The organism is Brevibacillus nigriterrae, from assembly GCF_049846925.1.
Classification (GTDB): Bacteria; Bacillota; Bacilli; order Brevibacillales; family Brevibacillaceae; genus Brevibacillus_H.
In genome coordinates, this window is the sequence record NZ_JBNCMT010000009.1 from 22058 (window position 1) to 43592 (window position 21535).

Genomic DNA, 21535 nt, shown 5'->3' on the forward strand with positions numbered 1-21535 from the left:
ACTAGAAAAAAGGAGGCTTGTCTATGCACACCACATTCAAGGGCTCCATCAGCTTCGGTCTCGTGCATATTCCCATTAAGTTATTTGTGGCCACCGAAGAAAAAGATATTCGCATGCGCCAGATCCACCGGGAATGCCATAGTCCGATTCAGTATATGAAGTATTGTCCCGTCTGCAAGAAGGAGCTTGAATCAACGGAGATCGCAAAGGCGTACGAGAATGAACCAGGGAAGTTTGTCATTTTGGAGCAATCGGAGCTAGAAGAGATCGCTGCGGAAAAAAGCAAAAATATCGAGATTATCGACTTTGTCAAGCTGGAAGAAATTGATCCGATTTACTTTAACAAGTCGTACTACATCGGGCCCAATGAAACAGGCCATAAGGCATATTCGCTGCTGCGTCAGGCCATGAATGAGACGGGCAAAATTGGAGTAGCCAAAATTACCATGCGTTCCAAAGAACACCTTGCTGTCATCAGGGTGTTTGATAAGGGCATGATTCTGGAGACGATTTTTTATCCAGATGAGGTGAGAAGTGTCGATCAGGTGCCCGGTGTGATGGAAAATCAGCAAGTAGAAGTGAATCAGAAAGAAATGGACATCGCCAAGCAACTGATTGAGCAGCTAACCATTCCATTCGACCCTGTCAAGTATACAGACGAATATCGTTCCTCTCTAATGAACTTGATTCAGGCAAAAGTAACGGATACGGGTGTGTTTGAAGCCAAGGAAGCACCGAAGAATAATATCATCAACCTGATGGAAGCGTTGCAAGCAAGCATTGACCAATCCAAGAAAACTAATATCAAGGTAAAGCACCCAGCACCAGAGAAGGTTACGAAAGCAAAGACGAAAGAGCCGAAAGAGAAAGAGCCCAAAGCACCCGCCAAAAAGAAAAAAGAAAAGGAAAAAGCTACGCTGTAAGGAGGTCGAGGTCTTCATGGACATTCGTAAAATCATTCAGTGGTTGATGGTTCCGATTCTCTGTTTTTCGTGGGGAGGCTCATCTCTTGCCGAGCAGGGTGTGGAACCAGAGCGCAACAAGGTTGCGTTTGTCATCGATGACTTTGGAAACAATATGGCTGGCACGCAAGATATTTTAAACCTGCCAATTCCCTTAACCATTGCCGTGATGCCTTTTTTGCCTTCCACGAAAAAGGATGCGGAAATGGCGCATCAGAAGAAACATGACGTTTTTGTCCATTTGCCTATGGAACCACTGAAGGGAAAAAAAAGCTGGTTAGGGCCAGGCGCCATCACAACCAGTCTCAGCAACGATGAAATTCGTAAGCGAGTGAATGAGGCAATTAATGATGTACCACATGCCATCGGGGTAAATAATCATATGGGCTCCAAGGCCACTGCTGATCCTCGCGTGATGCGGGTGGTTCTGGAGGTTTGTCGGGAAAGAGGGCTGATTTATCTCGACAGCAAAACGACGTCCAAAAGTGTCGTCCCTGTGATTGCAAAAGAACTGGGTGTTCCTTTTATTGAAAACACCATCTTTCTGGATGATATATACAGTAAATCTCATATTCGTAAACAAATGCGGAAAGTAAGCCATCGCATCAATCATCTGCATGAATGTATCGCCATCGGGCATGTAGGGCCTCCCGGAATAAAAACAGCTTCTGTCTTAAACGAATTCATTCCGGTGATTGAAAGAGAAGCAAACATCGTACTGGTTTCCAAACTGGCACACAAATAGATAAAAAGCCAAACCTTCCTTGTAAAGAAGGGTTTGGCTTTTTTCCTAATCAATCAGCATGAATTGGATATCTGTAATCTTCCACCGTTCTTCTGTGGATGCTCTTTTTACATGAAAGACCCATGTGCCTTTTCGCAAACCCGATCCTTCTTCAAAATAGGACATTTCTACAGGAATTTCTGTAGCGAGTGGGTCACTGTTTTCTTCCACCGCTTGCTTTACCTTATAGTTGACACCGGTAATCTTGTCAATGGAAAAAGGAAAGGATACGACTGATATAGTCATCCCCATAGTAGAAGAATCTTGTTCATGCAGGGAAAGGAGGAACGTGTCAACCACTTCCAGCGGTTTGGCATGAAGCAAAAACTGGTTAAGTCCTCCGCTTGCCTTGCGAATCATCAGGTGGTGAGAGGGGTCTGGTTCCAGCCGCAGATGGGTAGAGCTGCCGTTAAAATGAACACAGAAGTGGCCAGGGAAATTGTTTCCACGAATAGCTCCTGCTCCATGCGGCATCCCGTGCATGGAAGCAGCATAGCTCTTTCCGTCAATGGAAAGCAGAATCGCACGCCTTCTCCAGCTCCACTCCCCCTTATAGATTTTTTTCATCGTTGCCGTATCTTCTTTGGTTAGCGGCTGTACGTCGGCATGTCTGCTTCCTGCTCGGCGTTGCACTCGAAAGGCTTCTCCCGTTTCCAGGTCGGTGATTTCGGCATAGGACATTCGGCTAAATACTTTTTTCATTGCATCCCAGGAGATCAATTGGCCATAATGCTTTTTTTCCACTGCTTCTACTGTCTTTTCCAGTTCTTTTCTGATCGCAGGGTTAAGCGTGATCTCTTTACCCTTTTTCATATCAAATAAATGAGAATACGAGTCAAAAATATATTTGTTTTGCCCAACCTCTATGGTGGCTCTTGGCAATTCGGGACGATGCACAGTAACCTTGGATTTGCTTTTGATCAATTGTTTGGCGAATTTGCTATTGATATAAAGTGTTGAGTAAAAGCTGGAATCGACTGTTGATGCAACCTTTATTAGCAAACCATCCTTTTCGAGTTTGGCTGCAGGATCACCAAAAAGCGGGATTAACATAAGACCAATTATCCATATATTCATTTCGCATCACCCTAATCTGCATTCCTCAGGCGGCACGTTTACGAAAGCCTGTATGCTGGGCTGCCTTACAGAATGGCCTTCTTTCCATTCAATATACTGGATTTTTACGGTAATCAACGGTCTTATCCACGTCACATTTTTACGGATTGCTGGTTGATTAGCAAATGGGCTCTGATTCTGGACGATTCTCTGGATACCCTTGGTTAATTCACTCCACTCCGTTTGGGTAACCTTGCCTCCGCCTACATTTCCGATGTACCAGAGCTTGCCTTCATGATCGTAGAGTCCAAGCAACAAGGAATTGACGATTGAGCCTCTATAGGTTACTCCTCCAATTACCGCTATCAAATCCTTGTGATTTTTCTTTTTTCGCCATCTGTCATCTTTTCCGTTAATCACGTACGACTTTGTTAAGTCCTTATAGACAACCCCTTCCAGATCGTTTGCTTTAACTGCCTCATACAAAGCAGCATTGTCTGAGGAATTCTCCACGAGCAGAACCGTTTCATTGGTATTCACGATCTCGGATAAAAGCTCCTGTCTCTTGGCAAGTGCCATCGAGGTAACCCAATCTCCGTTAAAGTAAAGAATGTCAAAGAGCATGTAGGTAATGGGCACCTGACCTGCAACAGCTCGTACCTTATCCAGATTCCGAATACCGTCCCGCTTCATTACTTCATAAAAGGACGGCATGCCATTGTGGAACGAAATGATCTCTCCATCCAGTATGGCGGAGTGCGCAGAGTACAGCTTGGGGTCAAGCAATTCAGGGTAATGCCCTGTTCTTTCATTCAGCTTTCGATTAAATAATTGAATGTGATTGTCGTTGAGGTAGGTTAACACACGGACACCGTCCCACTTTACCTGGCTCACCCATGAGGGTCCTGTCGGGATGTCGTCAGTTGCAACTGGTTCAAAAGGGATAATGGGCTTAATGGCAAAATTCCCCGCCTTCATCGTGGAATCATTTTTTTCAGCAATCGTTTAAAAATGCCGATCCATGTATCGACTGGCTGATTTTCATGAATTTGCCCTGCCAGCATGAAATATTCGTGGACACCGTCTTTTATCGCTTTGGCAATTTTTTGTTGCTCAACGGGATTGATCAGTCGCTGCCTGTCCGAAGCGTTGCTAAGGAAGCCCATTTCTACGATGACACTGGGGCAGGATGAGTTTTTCAGCAAAAAGTACGACTTGCCAGCGACAGGCTCTTTTTTCGTCTGATAGACCTGGTTGAGAGTGTGTTGAATCATATCGGCAATGAGGAAGCTTTGATTGGTCTTTTGATACAAAACCAAAGGGCCATATGCCTTCGAATGAGAAGACCAGTTTACGTGCAGGCTGATTAAGAGTTGAGGCGATAGCTCAGCCGCCAATTGTGTTCGCTGGGCGAGATCACGTTGATGACGAGAGGAACTGTTAAGCCAGTGGTTTTCGTCACTCAGTGCATAATCACCATCACGATTCAGAGCTACATGATAGCCTGATGCTTCCAACTCATCGTAAACCAGTTTTGCGATTTGCAGATTAATATCCTTTTCAAACAGGTTTTTGTACGATGTTCCGATATCTACGCCTCCATGACCCACATCGATTACTACGTGAATCGAATCAACCGGGCTGTTGTTAACTGCAACACAGGGAGTAGCAAAGGCAAGCGTTGCAGCAACCAGAAGAAAACTGATTTTTTTCGACATAGTCTTAATGTACTCCTTACCTATGTAGAGAATCGTCATGTTTATCCTGTCCCAAAGTAAAATGCTCATTCGATTATTGCAGTGTAATTTGATGATTGGGGAGTCACACTATATCCTGATGAATCATATCGATGGCGGGGGGTACAAAAATGGGGACGGCAACCGGTGAGAAGCTTCAAGTTCAGGTGAATGACGTAACGATTACTATTTCCAATCCAGACAAAATCATTTGGAAGAAGAATGAGATTACAAAAATTTCTTATCTCGAATATTTAATACGAATGGCTCCCTATATGCTTCCTCATTTGGAAAATCGGGTTGTAACCGTCATTCGTTATCCTGATGGAATTGCCGGAGAGAAATTTTATCAGAAGCATTGTCCAGCCTATGCTCCGGATTTTGTTCGTACCTATCAAATCGAGGATATCAACTACATCCTGTGCAATGATTTGGCGACACTGCTCTGGTTAGGAAATCAGGCTGCAATAGAGTTGCATGTCCCATTTACCAAAATCAATTCGCCGACAGGGAAGCCGGAAGAAATCGTCTTTGACCTTGACCCACCGTCTCAACAGGAATTTCATTTGGCAATCCGAGCGGCTCTGATGATGAAAGAAATTTTTGATAAGGTTGGGATTCATTCTTTCGTGAAGACATCGGGAAACAAAGGTTTGCAGGTATATATCCCTCTGCCATTAGACACGTACTCATTTGATCAGACACGCGTGTTTACGAAGTTCATTGCCGACTACCTGACAGCAAGAGAGCCAAACCTGTTCACGACAGAAAGGCTCAAAAAAAACAGAGGGAATCGACTCTATTTAGACTATGTCCAACATGCGGATGGGAAAACAATCATTGCACCCTATTCTGCCAGGGGAACAGACGTCGCTTCTGTTGCTACCCCGCTTTATTGGAGTGAAGTGACACAGACACTCCATCCCAGTCAATTTACCATTCAAAATGTGCATGAGCGTGTTTTACGCAATGGTTGCCCGTTTCAACAAATGGAGGAGAGCCGTAAGAAAATCAACCTAGATGATGTCCTCTCATTTATTCACCACGAATCACAGGTCCCTATATAATATCGTGCGGAGGTGGCACGATGATTCGAATCAAAACGACTGAGCAAATTGCCAAAATGAGAGAGGCTGGAAAGATCGTAGCCCTATGTCATCAAGAAATTGCAAAGGTTATGAAACCAGGTGTGACCACATGGGAAATCGACCAACTGGCAGAAGAGTTCCTGGCCAGCCATTATGCGACACCTGAACAAAAGGGATACCAAGGGTACCCGTTTGCAACCTGCGCATCTGTGAATGACGTGATCTGTCATGGATTTCCTTCCAGAGAGCAGTTGCAGGAAGGGGACATTGTAACCATCGATATGGTTGTGAATTTGAACGGGTGGTTAGCTGATTCAGCATGGTCTTATACAGTAGGAAAAGTTTCTAGAGAAGCAAAGGATTTATTGAAAGTGACCAAACAGGCTCTGTTTGTGGGGATTGAGCAGGCGACTGTAGGCAAGCGGATTGGGGATATTTCTCATGCTATCCAAACATTCGCTGAGTCGCTTGGATATGGCGTTGTGCGGGAATTTACCGGACATGGAATTGGTACAGATATTCACGAAGACCCTGTCGTCCCTCATGCAGGAAAGCCGAACAGAGGCACACGATTGAAGGAAGGCATGGTCATTACCATAGAACCCATGCTGACGATAGGTGATTACTATGCCACCGTTGACGATGATGGCTGGACGGCCCGCACGCTAGACGGGAGTTTGGCTGCCCAGTATGAACATACGATTGCTATCACCTCTAAAGGGCCTCAAATCCTAACATGCCTATAACAGTTAGAAAATTTTAATATTTATTATTATTCTTCCTGTGATTTCCTTACTGGTATATTATAATAATGATAATTTATTCTTTCTTGTCCCAATGAGTCAGAACTATCCAGGTAACGTGGAGGCCATTTCAGGAGATGAAACTTTTGTTTTCTCGACTTTTTCAATTTAAAACTATCAAACAGCGGCTTCGATTCTGGATAAGCTTTCTGATACTGCTCACCGGTCTGTTGAACTTTGTGCTGGTTCTTTTGTATGAAAAAAATCAGCATGAAGAAGAAGAGTTTCTTCGATTGAGACAAGTAACGATGCAACAGCAACTGTTCATTGAAAACTGGCTAAAAGAGCGAGCGAGTGACATTGACACTCTGGCTAATATTCCTGCCGCAAAACTGCTCCAAAAAGATAAAATGAAGCAAATGTATGAAGGCTTTATGGATAGACAACGAGAATTTTCAGCGATTGTATTTGTCAATGCACAAGGGATTACTGAGCTTGACACAGGCGACAGACAAGGTACCAAGACAGGTGCAAATCTTAGTGATCGGCAATATTTTAAAGATGCCAAAGCAGGAAAGGCGAGCATTACGGATGTATTATACCGAAAAGTGTCTGGTCAACCGGTTGTCATTGTGTCTTCCCCGGTGATGGATCAAAATCAAAAATTTCTCGGGCTGGTGTTCGGTGCACTTAACCTGACAACAATCGATCGTGCAATGAAAAGCGTAACAGTCGGAAAAACCGGTGAAAGCTACCTTGTCGGTTTAGACAAGTTAATGATTACGGAGTCACGGTTTATTGATGAATTGATTCAGCAAGGCATCGTGCAAGATACCACCAAAATGAATGTAAAAATTGAAAATTATATTACCAACCAGGCATTCTTGCATCTGGAAGCAAATGAGAGCTATATCAATTATCGCGGCAAGGAAGCATATGGGGTGTATCAGTGGATTTTTGACGGCAAATGGCTGATTATCAATGAACTGGACAAGGAAGAAATTGAAGCTCCTTTCTATCGTTCCCTCCTGTTTATGCTGGCCATCATGGTTGGAGTTTATATCGCAGGCTATATTATCATCATTATTGTTGCAGACAAGTTAAACAAACCGTTGCAAATGCTGGTGGATGGTGTCCAAAATATTCGTCGCGGCACTTACCACTATCGGATCGAGGATACAGAATTCACGACTACTGCTGTGGAATTTCGTGAATTATGCAAAGCTTTCAATGAAATGTCTGCTACGATTGACTCCAATATCAAACTACTTGCAGAGAATGAAGCCCAGTATCGATTAATTGCCGAGAACATGACTGATTTCGTAACTGTACTTGCCCCAAACGATGTTGTATTGTACGCTTCTCCTTCGCATCAGTTAGTCCTGGAGAGGCATCTCTATATCGGAAACACACCTTATCAGTATATTCATCCGGAAGATTTGTCAAAAACAGTGGAAGCAATGAATCGTTTGAAACAGGACAAACAGCCCATTACGGTTGAGCTTCGCTGGAAACATAAAAACGGGAACTGGATTACACTAGATATTCGCTGCCAACCTGTAGTGAATAAACAGGGCGAACACATCCAGACAGTAGTCGTTTCAAGGGATATTACCGAGCGCAAACTAGTTGAAGACAAGTTAAGTGAAGCACATGAGCGATTCAAGCGTCTCTCAACGATAGATGGCCTGACGCAAATTGCCAATCGTCGAATTTTTGATGAGACATTCGAACGAGAATTACATCGGACAATGGCTGAATCGAAACCATTTACATTAATCATGTTTGATATTGATTGCTTTAAGGCGTACAACGATACGTACGGGCATCAAGGGGGAGATGTTTGCCTCAAAGAAATTTCCCAGGCGATTAATCAATTGATTACGAATGATCGGCATCTGTTTGCTCGGTACGGTGGTGAAGAATTTGCTATCATTTTGCCAGAGGAATCCGAAACGGAAGCTGTCCAAATCGGAGAAACAATTAGAAGAACGGTCGAAGATCTCCAGATCCCTCATGCTAGCTCAATTGTTAGCAGAGTAGTTACTGTCAGTGTCGGGCTGGTCAGTCTTGTGCCTCGTATTGATCAAACAAGAGATGAAATTCTTCATTTTGCTGACAAAGCCTTATATAATGCCAAGGATAACGGTCGCAATTGCTTAATTGCCTATACATAACTCGGCCTCCCGCGAGGCTGAGTTTTTTTTACAAGCATAACATGTGAAAAGGGGGAACGTTGCTCATGGAATTGACGGAATCTGTATACCTGTGTGAAAAGTCAGGTCAATTGAATAAAAATAGCATTGGCTGGTCACGTACACCAAAGCATATTTGCAATTTGAAAGGCAGTTGGCTACGCAAGAAAAAGTGGAATCATTGGTTAATCACATCAGATGTCTTTTTATTTAATGTCACGCTGATTCATCTGGATTACATCGGAATCGCCTTTACGTACGTGTATGATTACGAGCGACAGCAGTTCTGGGAAGAACAGTTGTCTATTCCGTTCGGGATCGGATGTGAGTTGCCTCCATGTGCAGATGATGACTTCACCTTTTCACACCCTCGTCTGTCGTTTTCGAGCAAACAGGATGTTTCCCGAAAAGCAAGAAATCTGGTTGTTAACTCTTTCGGCCGTGATCCGTGGATAAGCGCTCAATTCGTTATTCAACAACCGGATGCATATGAATCACTCAACGTGGTCATTCCCTGGGATCAGCAGCGCTTTCACTTTACTTCCAAGCAGAATTGTCTTCCGGTACAAGGACTTGTACGGATTGGGGATCGAGAATTCCACTGTAAGGAAGGGGTAAGCTTTGCTGCTCTAGATGTGGGGAGAGGAATATGGCCGTACCGCAGTTTTTGGAACTGGGCAACCTGCTCGGGCGAGGTTGACCAAAAAGCATTCGGCTTTAATTTGGGAGCCGGCTGGACAGATGGAACGGGAGTCAACGAAAATGCTTTGTTCCTTGATAACCGTGTCTATAAGTTGGAGGAAGATGTAGTTTTTACATATGATCGAACGAACTTGTTACAACCTTGGCAGATCCTGTCCCAATTATCATCGGATGTGCAAATTGCATTTACCCCGTTTGATCGAAGAATCGTTCGAAACCAAGCAGGAATTTTATCTTCTACGCTGCAACAGGTATTCGGCCACTTCAGCGGCACAGTCCGTACACAGGATGGGGAGCGCATTTCTTTTGATCGGTTGATCGGCTGTGTAGAAGAACATCAGGCAAAGTGGTAAAAAACGGTTTCGTAATTCTTGGTTGTCTGATTCAGATTATTTTGGTAGAGTAATAACAATTGAAATCACAAATGTGATAAATAGAGGTGCGCAACGAAAGAGTATATCTTCTTGGATAAGGAGTAGGGGCTCCAATGGGAAGAGGGAAAGGTCAATGCGCCGAAGTTTGTGCCATCCCCCAGGGCATAAACTGGGGTGTCTGTGAATAACAGCCACCTTGTCACAGAAGAGTTTTTCTCTGTGGAGCGCTATTTATGAATTGCAAGGGAACCATATGCAATGAGTAGATATGCTGCTCATTGCATTTTTTCGGTTTAAGCCCCGAACCATCGTGGAGCATCAGGCTCTGTTCGGTGAATCAATCAAAATATTGTGGAGGATGAGAGAAATGAACATGATGGATGCGAATGAAATTATCAGCTTTATTCAAAAAAGTGTAAAGAAAACCCCGGTAAAAGTACATATCAAGGGTCAACTGGAAGGAATCCAGTTTGGTGAGAATACCAAAACATTTATTACAGGCAATGTAGGCGTGCTGTTCGGCGAGTGGAGTGAAATCTCGCCGGTTCTAGAGCAAAACAAAGACCGCATCGAAGATTTTGTCGTAGAAAGCGACCGCCGCAACTCAGCAATTCCTATGCTCGATACGAAGCACATTCAGGCGCGCATTGAGCCAGGTGCCATCATTCGTGACCAAGTATCCATCGGGAATAACGCAGTTATTATGATGGGTGCGGTAATCAACATCGGCGCTGTCATTGGTGAAGGCACGATGATTGACATGAACGTTGTTGTTGGCGGACGTGGAACCATCGGCAAGAACTGCCATATCGGAGCAGGCGCTGTTGTTGCAGGTGTAATCGAACCACCATCTGCAACTCCGGTAATTATCGAAGACGACGTAGTTGTAGGTGCAAATGCGGTTATTCTCGAAGGCTGCCGTGTCGGTCAAGGTTCTGTTGTGGCAGCAGGTGCGGTTGTTATTGATGATGTACCGCCAAATGTTGTCGTTGCAGGTACACCAGCTCGCATCATTAAGCAAATCGATGACAAAACCAAATCCAAAACCGAAATCAAGCAAGAGCTTCGTCAGCTGTAAGATTGGGTCCCCGGTTAAAGGAGTGAATCCCTTGGAAGATTGGCGTTCATTAGATGAAACATATATCATGTCTACCTATAAGCGATTACCGATTGCCATTGCCAAAGGAGAAGGCAATTACTTGTATGATGCGGAGGGAAAATCCTACCTCGATTTGTTCACAGGACTGGCCGTTAACATTTTGGGACATTCACACCCGGAAGTGATGAAAGCCTTGCGTGAACAAGGTGAGAAGTTTTTGCATATCTCCAACTATTTTTTGAACCCTCCTGCCATTCAACTGGCGAAGCGGTTAATTGATCATACTATCCCGGGTAAAGTATTCTTCGGAAACTCAGGAGCAGAAGCGACAGAAGCTGCGATAAAACTGATTCATAAATGGACGCTGGCCCAAGGAAATGAGAAAAGCGGCATTGTCGTTCTGAAAAACAGCTTCCACGGCAGAACATTGGGGGCTCTTCGACTGACAAGGCAAGCACATGTGTATCAGGATTTCCCACAGCCAACCTTCCCTGTGTATGAAATCGAAGCGGGGAGTATCGAAGCGTTGCGGACGCTGTGTCAGACCGAGAAGCCGGCAGCCATTCTCATGGAACCTGTGCTGGGATCTGGTGGGGTCATTCCACTATCAGATGAGTACCTGCAGCAGGTAGAAGCAGTAGCAAAAGAGCACGGTATTCTTTTCTGTATCGATGAGATTCAAACAGGGATTGGTCGCACAGGAAAGCTGTTTTGCTATCAGCATGCGGGAATTACTCCAGATGTCATTTTGTTCGCAAAAGGTGTCGGTGGTGGGCTGCCGCTCGGTGGAATTATCGTTGGAAGCAAGTTGACGCATCTGTTCCAGCCAGGAGATCACGGGACAACATTTGCTCCGTCTCCGTTAAGTGCGGCTTTGGGCAATGCGGTTTTGGATGTGCTTGAACAGGATTTATTCCTTTTTGAGGCGAATGCGGTCGCAAAGTATTTGTGGGATCAATTGACCGAACTGTCCGCTCAATACCCAAGTCTTTTTTCAGCGCTGAGGGGAAGAGGGATGATGTTGGGGCTGCCAACCAATCTTGCTGCAGAAGAAGTAAGCGCCATTCAACAACACCTCCTGCGAAAGGGGATTTTGGTGGATGTAACACAGAGAACCATTATCCGCTTGCTGCCACCATTGACACTTACCAAAGATCAGGTTGACCTTTTGGTTGGGCAATTGACGGAAGCAATCGAGCAGGTTGTCATTAAGAAAGGAGCAGTCTGATGAGTACGACAGTACATCCTTTCGTTTCGATCCGACGTGAGCTCCATCAAATTCCTGAGCCGGGTTTTCAGGAATTCAAGACACAACAATACCTCTTGAACTACATCAAAAGCTTGCCGCATGACCGCATGGAGGTTGCCACCTGGCGAACCGGGATCCTTGTTCTGGTGAAAGGGAAGAATCCTTCACGCACGCTTGCCTGGCGTTCCGATATGGATGGTTTGCCGATTGAAGAAGAGACAAACTACAATTTCCGTTCGAAACATCAAGGCTACATGCACGCTTGTGGACATGACTTTCACATGTCGATTGGTCTTGGCATTCTGACGAAGATGCTTGAACAACCGATCGATGATAACCTTTTGTTTATTTTTCAGCCGGCAGAAGAAGGTCCGGGTGGCGCTTTGCCAATGCTCGAATCAGATGAGTTTCGTGCTTGGAAACCGGATGCGATTTTCGCCATGCACATTGCGCCAGAATACCCGGTCGGAACGGTAGCCACAAAAGAAGGCATTTTATTTGCCAATACCTCCGAACTGTTCATTGATTTGCAGGGAAAGGGTGGTCATGCAGCCTATCCGCATAAAGCAAATGACATGGTGGTAGCGGCCAGCCATCTGGTCGTACAACTGCAGACGATAGTTGCTCGAAACATCGACCCACTTGACTCAGGAGTAATCACAATCGGAAAAATTGACGGGGGTACCAAGCAAAACATTATTGCCGAAAAAGCGAGAATCGAAGGGACGATTCGTACCCTCTCCATGCCTTCTATGCATAAGATCAAAGCACGGATTGAGGCGTTGGTGAAGGGAATCGAAGCCGGTTTCGAGTGTCAGGCGACGATTGATTACGGTTCAAATTACTGTCAGGTCTACAACAACCCTGAGTTGACCCGGCAGTTCATGGATTGGGTCAATACAAGAGAGACTATCAAGCTGTTTGAATGCAAAGAAGCAATGACAGGCGAAGATTTCGGCTACTTCCTCGAACAGATCCCCGGATTTTTGTTCTGGTTTGGGGTAGATACACCATACGGACTCCATCATAGCAAGTTGGAACCAAATGAAGATGCAATTGAACTGGCCGTTGATCACGTATCAGCCTATTTTCAGTTTATTGGCACGCACAACAAGTAACTCAAAAATGGACTGATTACTGCTCCTTTTCTTCCGCTTAGGAAAAAGGAGCTTTTTTTCTTGGGAAAACGCTTCTTTCGCTGGAAATTAATGCATTTATCTACAGGTTTTGTGGATAACTCATCCGATGCCGATAAAATAAGGGTTGTGGATACTGTGGATTCTGTTGAAAAAAATCTTCAAACTTGCACAACTTATTCCATTCTGGTGCGTATAACTTAATAAGAAAAAGATTCGGAACGAAGTGAATCGATATTCCGAACACTAGCAATGGCTCATTTACTGGAGGAAAGTGGCTATGAAAAAGAAAGCGATGACGGTTCTAACTGCCTTGATGATAGCAGGGGTTACTACAACAGCATTGGGTGATGGTAGCGTAGACGTTACTTTAGATAAAGTCCGGACCAATGTGGAGCTTCCTGCTTCGTCTGTTGGATCGGTTCAGGATTTGGTAGAAAGCTTGGGCGGATTCACGAATTTCGACAAAAAATCAGGAAAGTTAAGTGTGGAGAAGCCAGAGGTAAACTTGCTTGTTTTGGAAGGGATTCAACAAACCAAAAGCAAGAGTTTGGTGTTTAGCAATCCGATAAAAGGCTGGTCTGATAAAGACATTCCACGCAGCTTTGGTGTATTTGTCGAAATTGATAATGCACCAGTCTCCAAGGACTTGAAATGTAAAGTGGTTCTGGTTGCTCCGAATGGTAAAGTGGTAGACAGCGGGAAAGAGTGGGAGTTCTCAACAAAAAATGGCACATCATTTTATTTCTCGGAGCCATTCATCTCAACAAAATTGGAGTATTATGGAACATATAAGGTCCAACTTCAGATGAAGCGTACGAAATCAGAATCGTATACAGTCGTTGGTGAAAACACATTTGTTGTCGGAAGATAAGGTTATGAAGATTCATATTTGAGCGTTTTCATGCTATAATGGAGTGCAAGATATAGTCATATATCTAATCTTCAGTTGACATGAGAAAGGAAAGATGGGAGCGGATGAATACGAATCCCGAGAGGTCATCGACAGATGTAGAGGACCCCAACATACGAATTGAATGGAAAGACGACCAATCACTACGTGCTACATGGTCCATGACAGAGAGTTTCCGATTAGAAGCAGAGCGTGAGTTTGGCATCCCTTTTTCTGAACTGCCATTTATATTACGATTGTACGATCTGACAGGACGCGGCGATATCAAGAATGACGGTACTGACAGCTACACGGATTTCGATATTAACCACCGCTCATCCGAATGGATTCTCTACGGTGTCATGGAAGGCTTAACGTATTGTGTTGATCTGGGAGTTCGTATGATTGACGGAAGATTTTATTCGCTGTCACGTTCTGCAGCTTTAGCTTAAGTAAGCATTCGATAATTGCAACAGGCTCTCTACATTAGGTAGAGAGCCTGTTTTTTTACATTTATCAGCTTGATTGAGGCGGGAGATTTCGATATTCATCACGATATTCTTTTGCCTTTTCACAGTAAACTTTCGTAGTAAGCCTAAGCATGTGCAGATCCTGTTCAGTCAATTCACGTACCACTTTACCAGGTGAACCCATCACCATGGAGCGTGGCGGAATTTTTTTGCCGGTGGGGATCAATGTATTTGCCCCGATAAAACACTCCTCGCCGATTTCAGCTCCATCCAATACAATAGAACCCATCCCTACCAAAGACCCTTTGCGAATCAGACAGCCGTGCAAGACGACATTGTGGCCGATTGAGACTTGATCCTCGAGGACAAGCGGGAATCCGCTGTAACTGTGCAGCGTACAATTGTCCTGGACGTTTACCTGCTCACCAATATGGATGCTCGTTTCATCTCCACGCAAGACACTGTTAAACCAAATGCTTGAATCACGTCCCATACGCACCTCACCTATAATTCTAGTGCCGGGAGCGACGAACACGGATGAATCGACCTCTGGATAACGTCCTTTATACGGATAAAGCATGAGAATACCCCCTCCATTTTTTCTACACGAGAAGTGAATAAAACAAAAGACAGCCTATACGAGTGGTAGAGACTGTCTGTGTAGCCGAAATAATAAAATTAAACTTTACGTGGTTGGAAATACTGTACTCGTCCATTAAAAAGATGAGCTTCCCCTTTGTATTCACGACCGAGATAGCGAGTGAATTCATTCGCTTTTCCTCTGTCGCCGGTTGTGTACACTTCTGGCAACGTGATTTGAATATAGCTGAGGTCTTTGCCTTCTACTTCTTTCTTTCCAACTCCAACGATAATGGCTCTATAGTTTTTCGGATCTTTTCCTTTTAACACGAACCACGAGTCTTTTCCTTCTGGTTTTTCTTCAATCATGTAAGGAAAAGCTGATGATGCATATTCCCATCCCAATTGAGCGCCAGTTTTTTTGGTTTGTTCCATATAGTTCTGGAATTTTGCCTTCAATTCTGCAAGCGTAATTGTGGGAACTACTGAACCCTCTACTAGGTATATGTAGGCCGTTTGTAAATTCACGTACTGTTCACTCCTATTATCCGCTTCTTTCGTTTGTATCCCAAAGATTAGTGTAGCATTCCGGCATATGATTTGACAACTAAACGGTTAGGAGGGTTTGGCCTACGAAAATAATTGATTGTTTTTTCAGAAAAATGTATAATGTGTATAATATTTCGTTTATTGATCAGACTTTGTCAAAATGGAAGAGGTAGGGGTTTATAGAGAGAATGGTATTGGAGGGAGTGTAAGGCATGCAAGAGGCGTCGATACGTCAAGTGTATGAAACTTTGAATACACTGCGGGCAATTAATGTAGTGAACAATGAAGACTGGGAACGAGCAGCAAAGGCCGCAGAACTGGATTCATCCGTACAGCTAAACATCTTATGGATTGTTTACTGTTATGAGGGAGTGCGTGTTACTCAGATAGCCGATTGGACTTTCTGGCATCCTTCTTCCATCGTAATTCACATCAAAAAATTGATGGACAAAGGATTGGTTACGATCGAGAAGTCGGATTTGGATGGTCGGGTTGTCAACGTCTATCCTACCCTTTTAGGCAAACACGTAATCGAAAAAAGCAGGCAAAACTCTCCTGCGATTTTCCGGTTAACTTCTGCTCTGGAGCAGTTGCAGGAGCGATATAGTCCGGTCATTGTTCAATTGTTTTTCGAATGTCTTTCGTTTCTTGCGCACGCTTTGCACGGAGAAGATAAAGTACGCTGGATTCAAGAGAGTGAAACTCGATTGAGTTACGACGAAAAAACCGTTAGCTAGATAAAAAAAGAGAAGCGTTCGGCAGATGAACATGCCAGCTTCTCTTTTGTTTTAAGCGGGTTCTTTATTTGCGGATCGGGAAGACAGAGAGTTTGCGTTTTACCACTTTATTCTCTTCATTTGTAACGATCACTTCGATGATGAAGTTTTTGCCGAAATCAGGTTCGCTGATTCGGAAGATGATTGGCAGTGTTTTGGATTCATTAGCATTGAGCACTACTTCCGCTGGTATGTCGCTCTTCCATTGTTCGGGAAGCCCTTGGAAAGCGATTTTGTAGTTCTGCGTCGTATCCTTCAGATTCTCCACCTTCAATTCGAAGCTGTAGATCAACTGATTTTCAGAAGGGACGCCATTGACCTTTTTCGCAACGCTGATCATGTAACCAGGACTGCTCAAAGCAAAGTAGAACGTACTTGCGACAAGCAAAGTCATGATGGTTAAGAGTACGATGCCAACTCCGGAAAAGACGCTTTGAGAAAGTGTCCGTTTTTGATTGCCGTTTGATAAAATCATTTGCAACATACCGTACGGACATGCATTTTGACAAAATTTATAACGTAACCTATTTATCATAACGAAAAAGAATCCAGTCAAAACAATGAACGAAATGCCTGTCATGTTAAACAGGTTTGTAGTCGTAAGGATATGCCAAATCTCATAGGGGTCGATAAAATAAGCTAGCGTACAATAAGCGATAATCGGTGCGAAAATGACGGAAATGACAATATCGAGTGTGTGTCTGAATACTTTGCTGGTGAGCCATTGCCATTTGGTGATGCGGGTCAGATATCCGACGAACGTGTTATGCGGACAGAGCCATCCACAAAATTGACGCCCAAACCATTGAGAAATCGATACAAAACTGAATACAAGTGTCAAAATTGCTAACAATAAGATATAGCCTTCTGAAAAAGAGAACTTTTGCCTCAGTATATAGAAGTATTGATTCTCAAGGTCCATCCGAAACAAATTCAATAAAGGAACGAGGAAAAACAGCAACAAAGCGGCCAATTGTATGAGTGGACGCAGAAGAGCACTACCCATTTTGTTCAATCTCCTTTTTTGTAGAATCACATTTTTTAAAAAGAATAAAAGGTATATGAATACATTTAACCATACTCTCATGGGTATATGCTGTGACGAAAATGACAGAAATTTGAACAAGAGTGTAAAACTAATACCTAAGAATCAGTGACAGAAATCATAAAAGAATGATAAAATATAAAGATAATTCAAAAATTTACAGAAAAAGGAGGGCTTGTCCTTGGACCGTTACGATTACCTGTATAATGAATCAGAAACAGCGACTGTCAACTTTTTTGGTTTCATTTCTGAGAAGTCCCGGTATGATTTTGGGATTGTGTATTCTCAACATTTTTTTGGTAAGCCGTTAGTCATCTGTATGCAGACAGGGCAATCTACCCTTCTTAGCTCTGAGGATGTAATTAATCCAGCTTATCTGCAAAAAATCTTCCGACTCAACTGCCCAGTGGAAGCCAAGGAGCTTTCGGAATTTTTTCAGGACAGATTGCCGTCCATGCCATTTGAAGAAAATCAATATTAAGCGCTTTCAGCCATTGCCAATAGTTGCAACACGGGAGTAGAAGAGGAATCTTCTGCTCCTTTCTCATTTTATAAGTTTGGGGCCCTGCGTGAACGGAGCGGATACTTGGCGTCCGGTCTGTTTTCCACTACAGTATAAGATATGAAGATGAAATGAATGGAAAAAGTAACGTGTTTGGGAGGAACGGTATGGAACTGTTTTATCGGGATTGGATTGTGGATGATGCGAGGGGAACGGTTCTGCTCATTCATGGAACGGCTGAACATTCGGGGCGTTATGAACACGTTGCGGAGTATCTGATTGGGCGAGGATACAATGTTGTTTCAGGAGATTTGCCGGGATGGGGACGTTCTCCCGGATTGAAAGGGCATATCGAATCTTTTCAGGAGTACCTGGATGCGGTAGAAGCATGGATCAGTCTTGCCTTAACGAAGCTGCCTTCTCACCTCCCGCTATTTGTTTTGGGACATAGTTTGGGCGGGCTAGTTGCAACAAGGTTCGTTCAAGAGTACAAGAATAAGGAGCGCTTGGCGGGATTGGTTCTCTCATCGCCATGTCTCGCACTGAAAGTTGAGGTTCCTGCGTGGAAAGCAGGTTTGGCGGATGCCCTGGACAAGATTTGGCCGAAACTGCGTATGGGCAATGATATCGCTCCTTACCAGGTGACAAGAGACCCTGTAATGCAAGTTAAATATCAGAATGACCCGCTTAATTACAAGAAAGTTAGTGTCCGTTGGTTTCAAGAATTGCAAAGAGAGATGAAAAATGCCGCGGTGAACAGTCAAAAGATTAATCTTCCCACACTTGTCTTGCAGGCAGGAAGTGATTGTCTGATTGATCCCCAAAAAGTCGAAAACTTTGTGTGGCGGCTTCCTTCCACAGACAAAACATTCATCTCCTTTCCCGGTTTGTATCATGAGGTCTTTAACGAACCGGAGCGACAAGAGGTTTTGGAGCAGCTTGGAACGTGGTTGGATAACCATGTAAGCACGAAGCACGGATTACATAATGAAATGTGACATACTAGTAAACCCTTTCATTTTCCTATTGACGCAATTGGTATGACATATTAAGATGGATACAGGTAATAAACAATACATTTTTCTGGTGTTAACCATTTAATATGCTATGTTAATTGCAAAATTCGGAGGGATCTTGAATGGGTACAATCGTATGTCAAAGCTGTGATACAATTATCGATCATTTTGAATCCAATCAAGTGAAGACACTGTACGGTGTTTGCGACTGTGGTTGCGAAGATCACAAGAAAGACAAAGAATAATTGCTGGATGAATAGATGAAAGCGCCTCTTTTTGAAAGAAGCGCTTTTTTTATTTCAATGTTTTTCCACATTGTTTAGTAAAAAATTATTTGTTTATGCGTCTGCCCCTGCCTATAATGGAATGAGACCAATAATTTATTTATTTGGGAAGAGGAGGAGCAAGATGAAACGCAAGAGCGTCTATGGATGGCTTGCTGTGGCAGTGCTGGCTACATCTCTTTGGAATGTACCTGCTGCCTATGCAAATGAAAATATTGGAAAAGAAGTTAAGATCAAAGGTTCAAGTCCGGAACCATCCAATACATCAGGAATCGATCTTTCTGGCGATTATGCAGTATGGGTAACAAACGGGGATACGGAGCAAGGTATTGTTGTTTACGACCGTGATTCTGGCAAGGAAACAAAAATTGCCGCAGACGGCAAAAAGAAATCAATGGTCAAGGTAGATGGCAAGAATGTGGTTTGGTTGGAAGATTCCAAATCCATTTATTTGTACAATATTTCCACCGAAAAGACGACAAAGATTACCTCGGATAAAGCGAAGCCAGTTGATGTCGATATCGATGGCAACACGATTGTCTGGACTGACCAGCGTGGAGGCAATTCCAATATTTATTCCTATAACTTGAAGAGTAACACAGAGAATCAAATTACGACCAGCAACAAAGCCAGTGACCCAAGTGTAAGCGGTTCAGTAATTGTTTTTCAGGACGAGCGGAACTCCAATTTGGACATTTACTACTATGATACATCCTCAAACAAAGAGGGACGTGCCACTACAAACAAGTACAATCAGTCCAATCCTTCTGTCAGCAATGGAACGATCGTGTTTGAAGATAGACGTGAGGGAGTAAGCAACATTTATTACTATGACATCTCACGCAAAAGAGAAGAGCAAATCACCGATTCTGACAATGACTCCAAAAATCCAATGGTGCATGGGAACATGGTCATCTACAATCAGAAGGATGACTTGTATTTCTACAATGTGAAAAATGAGGATTCTGGGTCTATTGAAAGTGACATTTACGACCGGATTACACCAGTCATCTATGATGAAGATGTTCTCTTTGCGATGAGAGATGACGATGTAACCTCATTGTATATGTTTAACATCGATGATGAAGAATTAACTGCATTAGGCGGAAATATCGGGGAGCCAAGCCAGCCGGATGCGAGTGACAAGTATGTTACGTTTATTAGCGAAGGCAAAAAAGATAAAGTCATGCTTTATGATGTAGCAACTACCCAAATCAAGACGATCTCTCCTGACAGTCATGAGCCAGATCGACCTGTTGTTAGCAACACGTATGCAGTATGGTATGACAAAGAAGAAGAAGACCTCTTCTCATACAATACCAAGACGCAAACCGTCAAAAAAGCAACACCAAAATCCTCCAAACCAGTGGAAGATTTGTATGAAATAGACGGGAATAACTTGTTCTGGGTTGAGGAAGACGGTAGAGACTATGTTCTTAATCTGACTAATTTGTCGAATGGATCCACTAAAAAAATTGAAGATACCAACGACGAATTACTCAAGGTTGATATTGCCGGCGATCGTGTGATGTGGATAGAAGACGGCAAAGGTGACCATGAGATCAACTATTTTGACTTCAAGGAAAACGAAGAGATCGAGACGATTTCTGAGAAGAATATGGATATCGAGAGCCCAAGTCTCTCTGAGAACTATATCGTGTGGACGACAAAAGTGGAGAAAACAATGGATCTCTACTACTACGACTTCGAAAAAGATCGTGTGTATTCTGTATTCGACAAGGGTAAGGGAGATCAGCAGCGTCCGCAGATTTCTCGCAACATAATCCTGTTTGAAGACAATGAATTCAGCAGAAATAAAAATGATTATGAGTACATCTTGTACGATCTGGATGAAGAAGAGTATCTCGATGTGAAATTCAGTGAGTTTGCCAAGCCAACCGATGCTCGCTTAGGCGGCAACCGGATTGTCTGGATCGATGAGCGAGACAAGGATAACACCCTTTACATGATGGCCTTAGCACAGCCACAAGATGATGGCGAAACACCAGGTGAAATTCAAGAGTACACGCTTGCCGAGATTATTCTGGACGACACTATTGACAATATCATCGATTCCAACGCTCCAGAAAACATTATTTTTATTTTCTTCAGAGGCACATCTAAAGAAGAGAAGTATAACTTATTGGAGTTTGTTGACAATGTTGACAGAGCCATTGAGCTGATCGAGACCGTTCCACTCGATGAGGTTATCGTTCAAGTACTTCCATAAGCAAAAGAAAAAGACATTAGGTGATTTACACCTAATGTCTTTTTTAATTTATAAGTTTGGGGCTCTGC

General features: G+C 43.5%; 23 protein-coding genes and 1 riboswitch. Of the genes, 17 read left to right on the forward strand and 6 right to left on the reverse strand.

What is annotated here, in order from left to right; genetic code table 11:
* Nucleotides 1-23 precede the first annotated feature (23 nt).
* Entirely contained in the window at nt 24-923 is a 900-nt protein-coding gene (gene ku / locus ACPW7N_RS08660; protein WP_425650657.1) for a non-homologous end joining protein Ku, read from the forward strand.
* 16 nt (nt 924-939) lie between these two features.
* On the forward strand, nt 940-1707 hold the full coding sequence (locus ACPW7N_RS08665) for a divergent polysaccharide deacetylase family protein (protein ID WP_425650658.1): 768 nt from the start codon (nt 940-942) through the stop codon (nt 1705-1707).
* 45 nt (nt 1708-1752) lie between these two features.
* On the opposite strand, the gene ACPW7N_RS08670 is transcribed toward ACPW7N_RS08665, so the two are convergent.
* Genes ACPW7N_RS08670 through ACPW7N_RS08680 form a run of 3 tightly spaced genes read right to left on the reverse strand, consistent with a single transcriptional unit; the run spans nt 1753 to nt 4520 of the window.
* Nucleotides 1753-2823, reverse strand: coding sequence for a hypothetical protein (locus ACPW7N_RS08670; RefSeq protein ID WP_425650659.1), 1071 nt, complete (start codon nt 2821-2823; stop codon nt 1753-1755).
* Nucleotides 2824-2829: 6 nt separating this feature from the next.
* On the reverse strand, nt 2830-3780 hold the full coding sequence (locus ACPW7N_RS08675) for an ATP-dependent DNA ligase (RefSeq protein ID WP_425650660.1): 951 nt from the start codon (nt 3778-3780) through the stop codon (nt 2830-2832).
* A complete protein-coding gene (locus ACPW7N_RS08680) occupies nt 3777-4520 on the reverse strand; it encodes an N-acetylmuramoyl-L-alanine amidase family protein (RefSeq protein ID WP_425650661.1) in 744 nt (247 codons plus the stop codon). The genes ACPW7N_RS08675 and ACPW7N_RS08680 overlap by 4 nt, the downstream gene beginning before the upstream one ends.
* Before the next feature lie 149 nt (nt 4521-4669).
* On the opposite strand from ACPW7N_RS08680, the gene ligD reads away from it, so the two are divergent.
* From ligD to ACPW7N_RS08730, 10 genes are all read left to right on the forward strand, one after another.
* Entirely contained in the window at nt 4670-5605 is a 936-nt protein-coding gene (gene ligD, locus ACPW7N_RS08685; protein WP_425650662.1) for a non-homologous end-joining DNA ligase, read from the forward strand.
* Between the two features lie 20 nt (nt 5606-5625).
* Nucleotides 5626-6372, forward strand: coding sequence for a type I methionyl aminopeptidase (gene map, locus ACPW7N_RS08690; RefSeq protein ID WP_425650663.1), 747 nt, complete (start codon nt 5626-5628; stop codon nt 6370-6372).
* 134 nt (nt 6373-6506) lie between these two features.
* Nucleotides 6507-8546: a diguanylate cyclase domain-containing protein gene (locus ACPW7N_RS08695; RefSeq protein WP_425650664.1), complete on the forward strand. Its 2040-nt coding sequence runs from the start codon at nt 6507-6509 to the stop codon at nt 8544-8546.
* Between the two features lie 65 nt (nt 8547-8611).
* Nucleotides 8612-9619, forward strand: a complete 1008-nt coding sequence (locus ACPW7N_RS08700) for a DUF2804 domain-containing protein (protein ID WP_425650665.1) — start codon at nt 8612-8614, stop codon at nt 9617-9619.
* A 73-nt stretch (nt 9620-9692) separates the two neighbouring features.
* A riboswitch (Lysine riboswitch) is annotated at nt 9693-9878 on the forward strand.
* 129 nt (nt 9879-10007) lie between these two features.
* Entirely contained in the window at nt 10008-10718 is a 711-nt protein-coding gene (dapD, locus tag ACPW7N_RS08705) for a 2,3,4,5-tetrahydropyridine-2,6-dicarboxylate N-acetyltransferase (RefSeq protein ID WP_425650666.1), read from the forward strand.
* 67 nt (nt 10719-10785) lie between these two features.
* The gene (locus ACPW7N_RS08710) at nt 10786-11967 is read left to right on the forward strand and encodes an aspartate aminotransferase family protein (protein WP_425650788.1); all 1182 of its coding nucleotides are present in this window, start codon (nt 10786-10788) and stop codon (nt 11965-11967) included.
* Nucleotides 11967-13106, forward strand: a complete 1140-nt coding sequence (locus ACPW7N_RS08715) for an N-acetyldiaminopimelate deacetylase (RefSeq protein WP_425650667.1) — start codon at nt 11967-11969, stop codon at nt 13104-13106. The genes ACPW7N_RS08710 and ACPW7N_RS08715 overlap by 1 nt, the downstream gene beginning before the upstream one ends.
* A gap of 60 nt (nt 13107-13166) precedes the next feature.
* A complete protein-coding gene (locus tag ACPW7N_RS08720) occupies nt 13167-13328 on the forward strand; it encodes a hypothetical protein (RefSeq protein WP_425650668.1) in 162 nt (53 codons plus the stop codon).
* Between the two features lie 76 nt (nt 13329-13404).
* Entirely contained in the window at nt 13405-13998 is a 594-nt protein-coding gene (locus tag ACPW7N_RS08725) for a hypothetical protein (RefSeq protein ID WP_425650669.1), read from the forward strand.
* A gap of 104 nt (nt 13999-14102) precedes the next feature.
* A complete protein-coding gene (locus tag ACPW7N_RS08730; protein ID WP_425650670.1) occupies nt 14103-14468 on the forward strand; it encodes a DUF4912 domain-containing protein in 366 nt (121 codons plus the stop codon).
* Between the two features lie 64 nt (nt 14469-14532).
* Here ACPW7N_RS08730 and ACPW7N_RS08735 read toward each other — a convergent pair whose 3' ends face one another.
* Nucleotides 14533-15066: a gamma carbonic anhydrase family protein gene (locus ACPW7N_RS08735; protein WP_425650671.1), complete on the reverse strand. Its 534-nt coding sequence runs from the start codon at nt 15064-15066 to the stop codon at nt 14533-14535.
* Between the two features lie 98 nt (nt 15067-15164).
* Nucleotides 15165-15593 carry a DUF1885 family protein gene (locus ACPW7N_RS08740; RefSeq protein ID WP_425650672.1) on the reverse strand — a complete coding sequence of 143 codons (429 nt, stop codon included), beginning with the start codon at nt 15591-15593 and terminating at the stop codon, nt 15165-15167.
* A gap of 233 nt (nt 15594-15826) precedes the next feature.
* Between ACPW7N_RS08740 and ACPW7N_RS08745 the strand changes: the two genes are divergently transcribed.
* Nucleotides 15827-16351: a MarR family winged helix-turn-helix transcriptional regulator gene (locus tag ACPW7N_RS08745; RefSeq protein ID WP_425650673.1), complete on the forward strand. Its 525-nt coding sequence runs from the start codon at nt 15827-15829 to the stop codon at nt 16349-16351.
* Nucleotides 16352-16415: 64 nt separating this feature from the next.
* Here the strand turns inward: ACPW7N_RS08745 and ACPW7N_RS08750 are convergent, their stop codons facing one another.
* Nucleotides 16416-17396: a 4Fe-4S binding protein gene (locus ACPW7N_RS08750; protein WP_425650674.1), complete on the reverse strand. Its 981-nt coding sequence runs from the start codon at nt 17394-17396 to the stop codon at nt 16416-16418.
* Nucleotides 17397-17616: 220 nt separating this feature from the next.
* Here ACPW7N_RS08750 and ACPW7N_RS08755 point away from each other — a divergent pair, with 220 nt between their 5' ends.
* From ACPW7N_RS08755 to ACPW7N_RS08770, 4 genes are all read left to right on the forward strand, one after another.
* Nucleotides 17617-17916 carry a DUF3055 domain-containing protein gene (locus ACPW7N_RS08755; protein WP_425650675.1) on the forward strand — a complete coding sequence of 100 codons (300 nt, stop codon included), beginning with the start codon at nt 17617-17619 and terminating at the stop codon, nt 17914-17916.
* 188 nt (nt 17917-18104) lie between these two features.
* Nucleotides 18105-18935, forward strand: a complete 831-nt coding sequence (locus tag ACPW7N_RS08760) for an alpha/beta hydrolase (RefSeq protein WP_425650676.1) — start codon at nt 18105-18107, stop codon at nt 18933-18935.
* 140 nt (nt 18936-19075) lie between these two features.
* On the forward strand, nt 19076-19198 hold the full coding sequence (locus ACPW7N_RS08765) for a GapA-binding peptide SR1P (protein WP_425650677.1): 123 nt from the start codon (nt 19076-19078) through the stop codon (nt 19196-19198).
* Nucleotides 19199-19361: 163 nt separating this feature from the next.
* Nucleotides 19362-21467: a TolB family protein gene (locus ACPW7N_RS08770; RefSeq protein ID WP_425650678.1), complete on the forward strand. Its 2106-nt coding sequence runs from the start codon at nt 19362-19364 to the stop codon at nt 21465-21467.
* Nucleotides 21468-21535: the final 68 nt, after the last annotated feature.

What these genes read in the sequence shown, in the direction of transcription:
- ku (WP_425650657.1), top strand. Translation starts at nt 24, where the DNA reads ATGCACACCACATTCAAGGGCTCCATCAGCTTCGGTCTCGTGCATATT.
- ACPW7N_RS08665 (WP_425650658.1), top strand. Translation starts at nt 940, where the DNA reads ATGGACATTCGTAAAATCATTCAGTGGTTGATGGTTCCGATTCTCTGT.
- ACPW7N_RS08670 (WP_425650659.1), bottom strand. Translation starts at nt 2,823, where the DNA reads ATGAATATATGGATAATTGGTCTTATGTTAATCCCGCTTTTTGGTGAT.
- ACPW7N_RS08675 (WP_425650660.1), bottom strand. Translation starts at nt 3,780, where the DNA reads ATGAAGGCGGGGAATTTTGCCATTAAGCCCATTATCCCTTTTGAACCA.
- ACPW7N_RS08680 (WP_425650661.1), bottom strand. Translation starts at nt 4,520, where the DNA reads ATGTCGAAAAAAATCAGTTTTCTTCTGGTTGCTGCAACGCTTGCCTTT.
- ligD (WP_425650662.1), top strand. Translation starts at nt 4,670, where the DNA reads ATGGGGACGGCAACCGGTGAGAAGCTTCAAGTTCAGGTGAATGACGTA.
- map (WP_425650663.1), top strand. Translation starts at nt 5,626, where the DNA reads ATGATTCGAATCAAAACGACTGAGCAAATTGCCAAAATGAGAGAGGCT.
- ACPW7N_RS08695 (WP_425650664.1), top strand. Translation starts at nt 6,507, where the DNA reads ATGAAACTTTTGTTTTCTCGACTTTTTCAATTTAAAACTATCAAACAG.
- ACPW7N_RS08700 (WP_425650665.1), top strand. Translation starts at nt 8,612, where the DNA reads ATGGAATTGACGGAATCTGTATACCTGTGTGAAAAGTCAGGTCAATTG.
- dapD (WP_425650666.1), top strand. Translation starts at nt 10,008, where the DNA reads ATGAACATGATGGATGCGAATGAAATTATCAGCTTTATTCAAAAAAGT.
- ACPW7N_RS08710 (WP_425650788.1), top strand. Translation starts at nt 10,786, where the DNA reads ATGTCTACCTATAAGCGATTACCGATTGCCATTGCCAAAGGAGAAGGC.
- ACPW7N_RS08715 (WP_425650667.1), top strand. Translation starts at nt 11,967, where the DNA reads ATGAGTACGACAGTACATCCTTTCGTTTCGATCCGACGTGAGCTCCAT.
- ACPW7N_RS08725 (WP_425650669.1), top strand. Translation starts at nt 13,405, where the DNA reads ATGAAAAAGAAAGCGATGACGGTTCTAACTGCCTTGATGATAGCAGGG.
- ACPW7N_RS08730 (WP_425650670.1), top strand. Translation starts at nt 14,103, where the DNA reads ATGAATACGAATCCCGAGAGGTCATCGACAGATGTAGAGGACCCCAAC.
- ACPW7N_RS08735 (WP_425650671.1), bottom strand. Translation starts at nt 15,066, where the DNA reads ATGCTTTATCCGTATAAAGGACGTTATCCAGAGGTCGATTCATCCGTG.
- ACPW7N_RS08745 (WP_425650673.1), top strand. Translation starts at nt 15,827, where the DNA reads ATGCAAGAGGCGTCGATACGTCAAGTGTATGAAACTTTGAATACACTG.
- ACPW7N_RS08750 (WP_425650674.1), bottom strand. Translation starts at nt 17,396, where the DNA reads ATGGGTAGTGCTCTTCTGCGTCCACTCATACAATTGGCCGCTTTGTTG.
- ACPW7N_RS08760 (WP_425650676.1), top strand. Translation starts at nt 18,105, where the DNA reads ATGGAACTGTTTTATCGGGATTGGATTGTGGATGATGCGAGGGGAACG.
- ACPW7N_RS08765 (WP_425650677.1), top strand. Translation starts at nt 19,076, where the DNA reads ATGGGTACAATCGTATGTCAAAGCTGTGATACAATTATCGATCATTTT.
- ACPW7N_RS08770 (WP_425650678.1), top strand. Translation starts at nt 19,362, where the DNA reads ATGAAACGCAAGAGCGTCTATGGATGGCTTGCTGTGGCAGTGCTGGCT.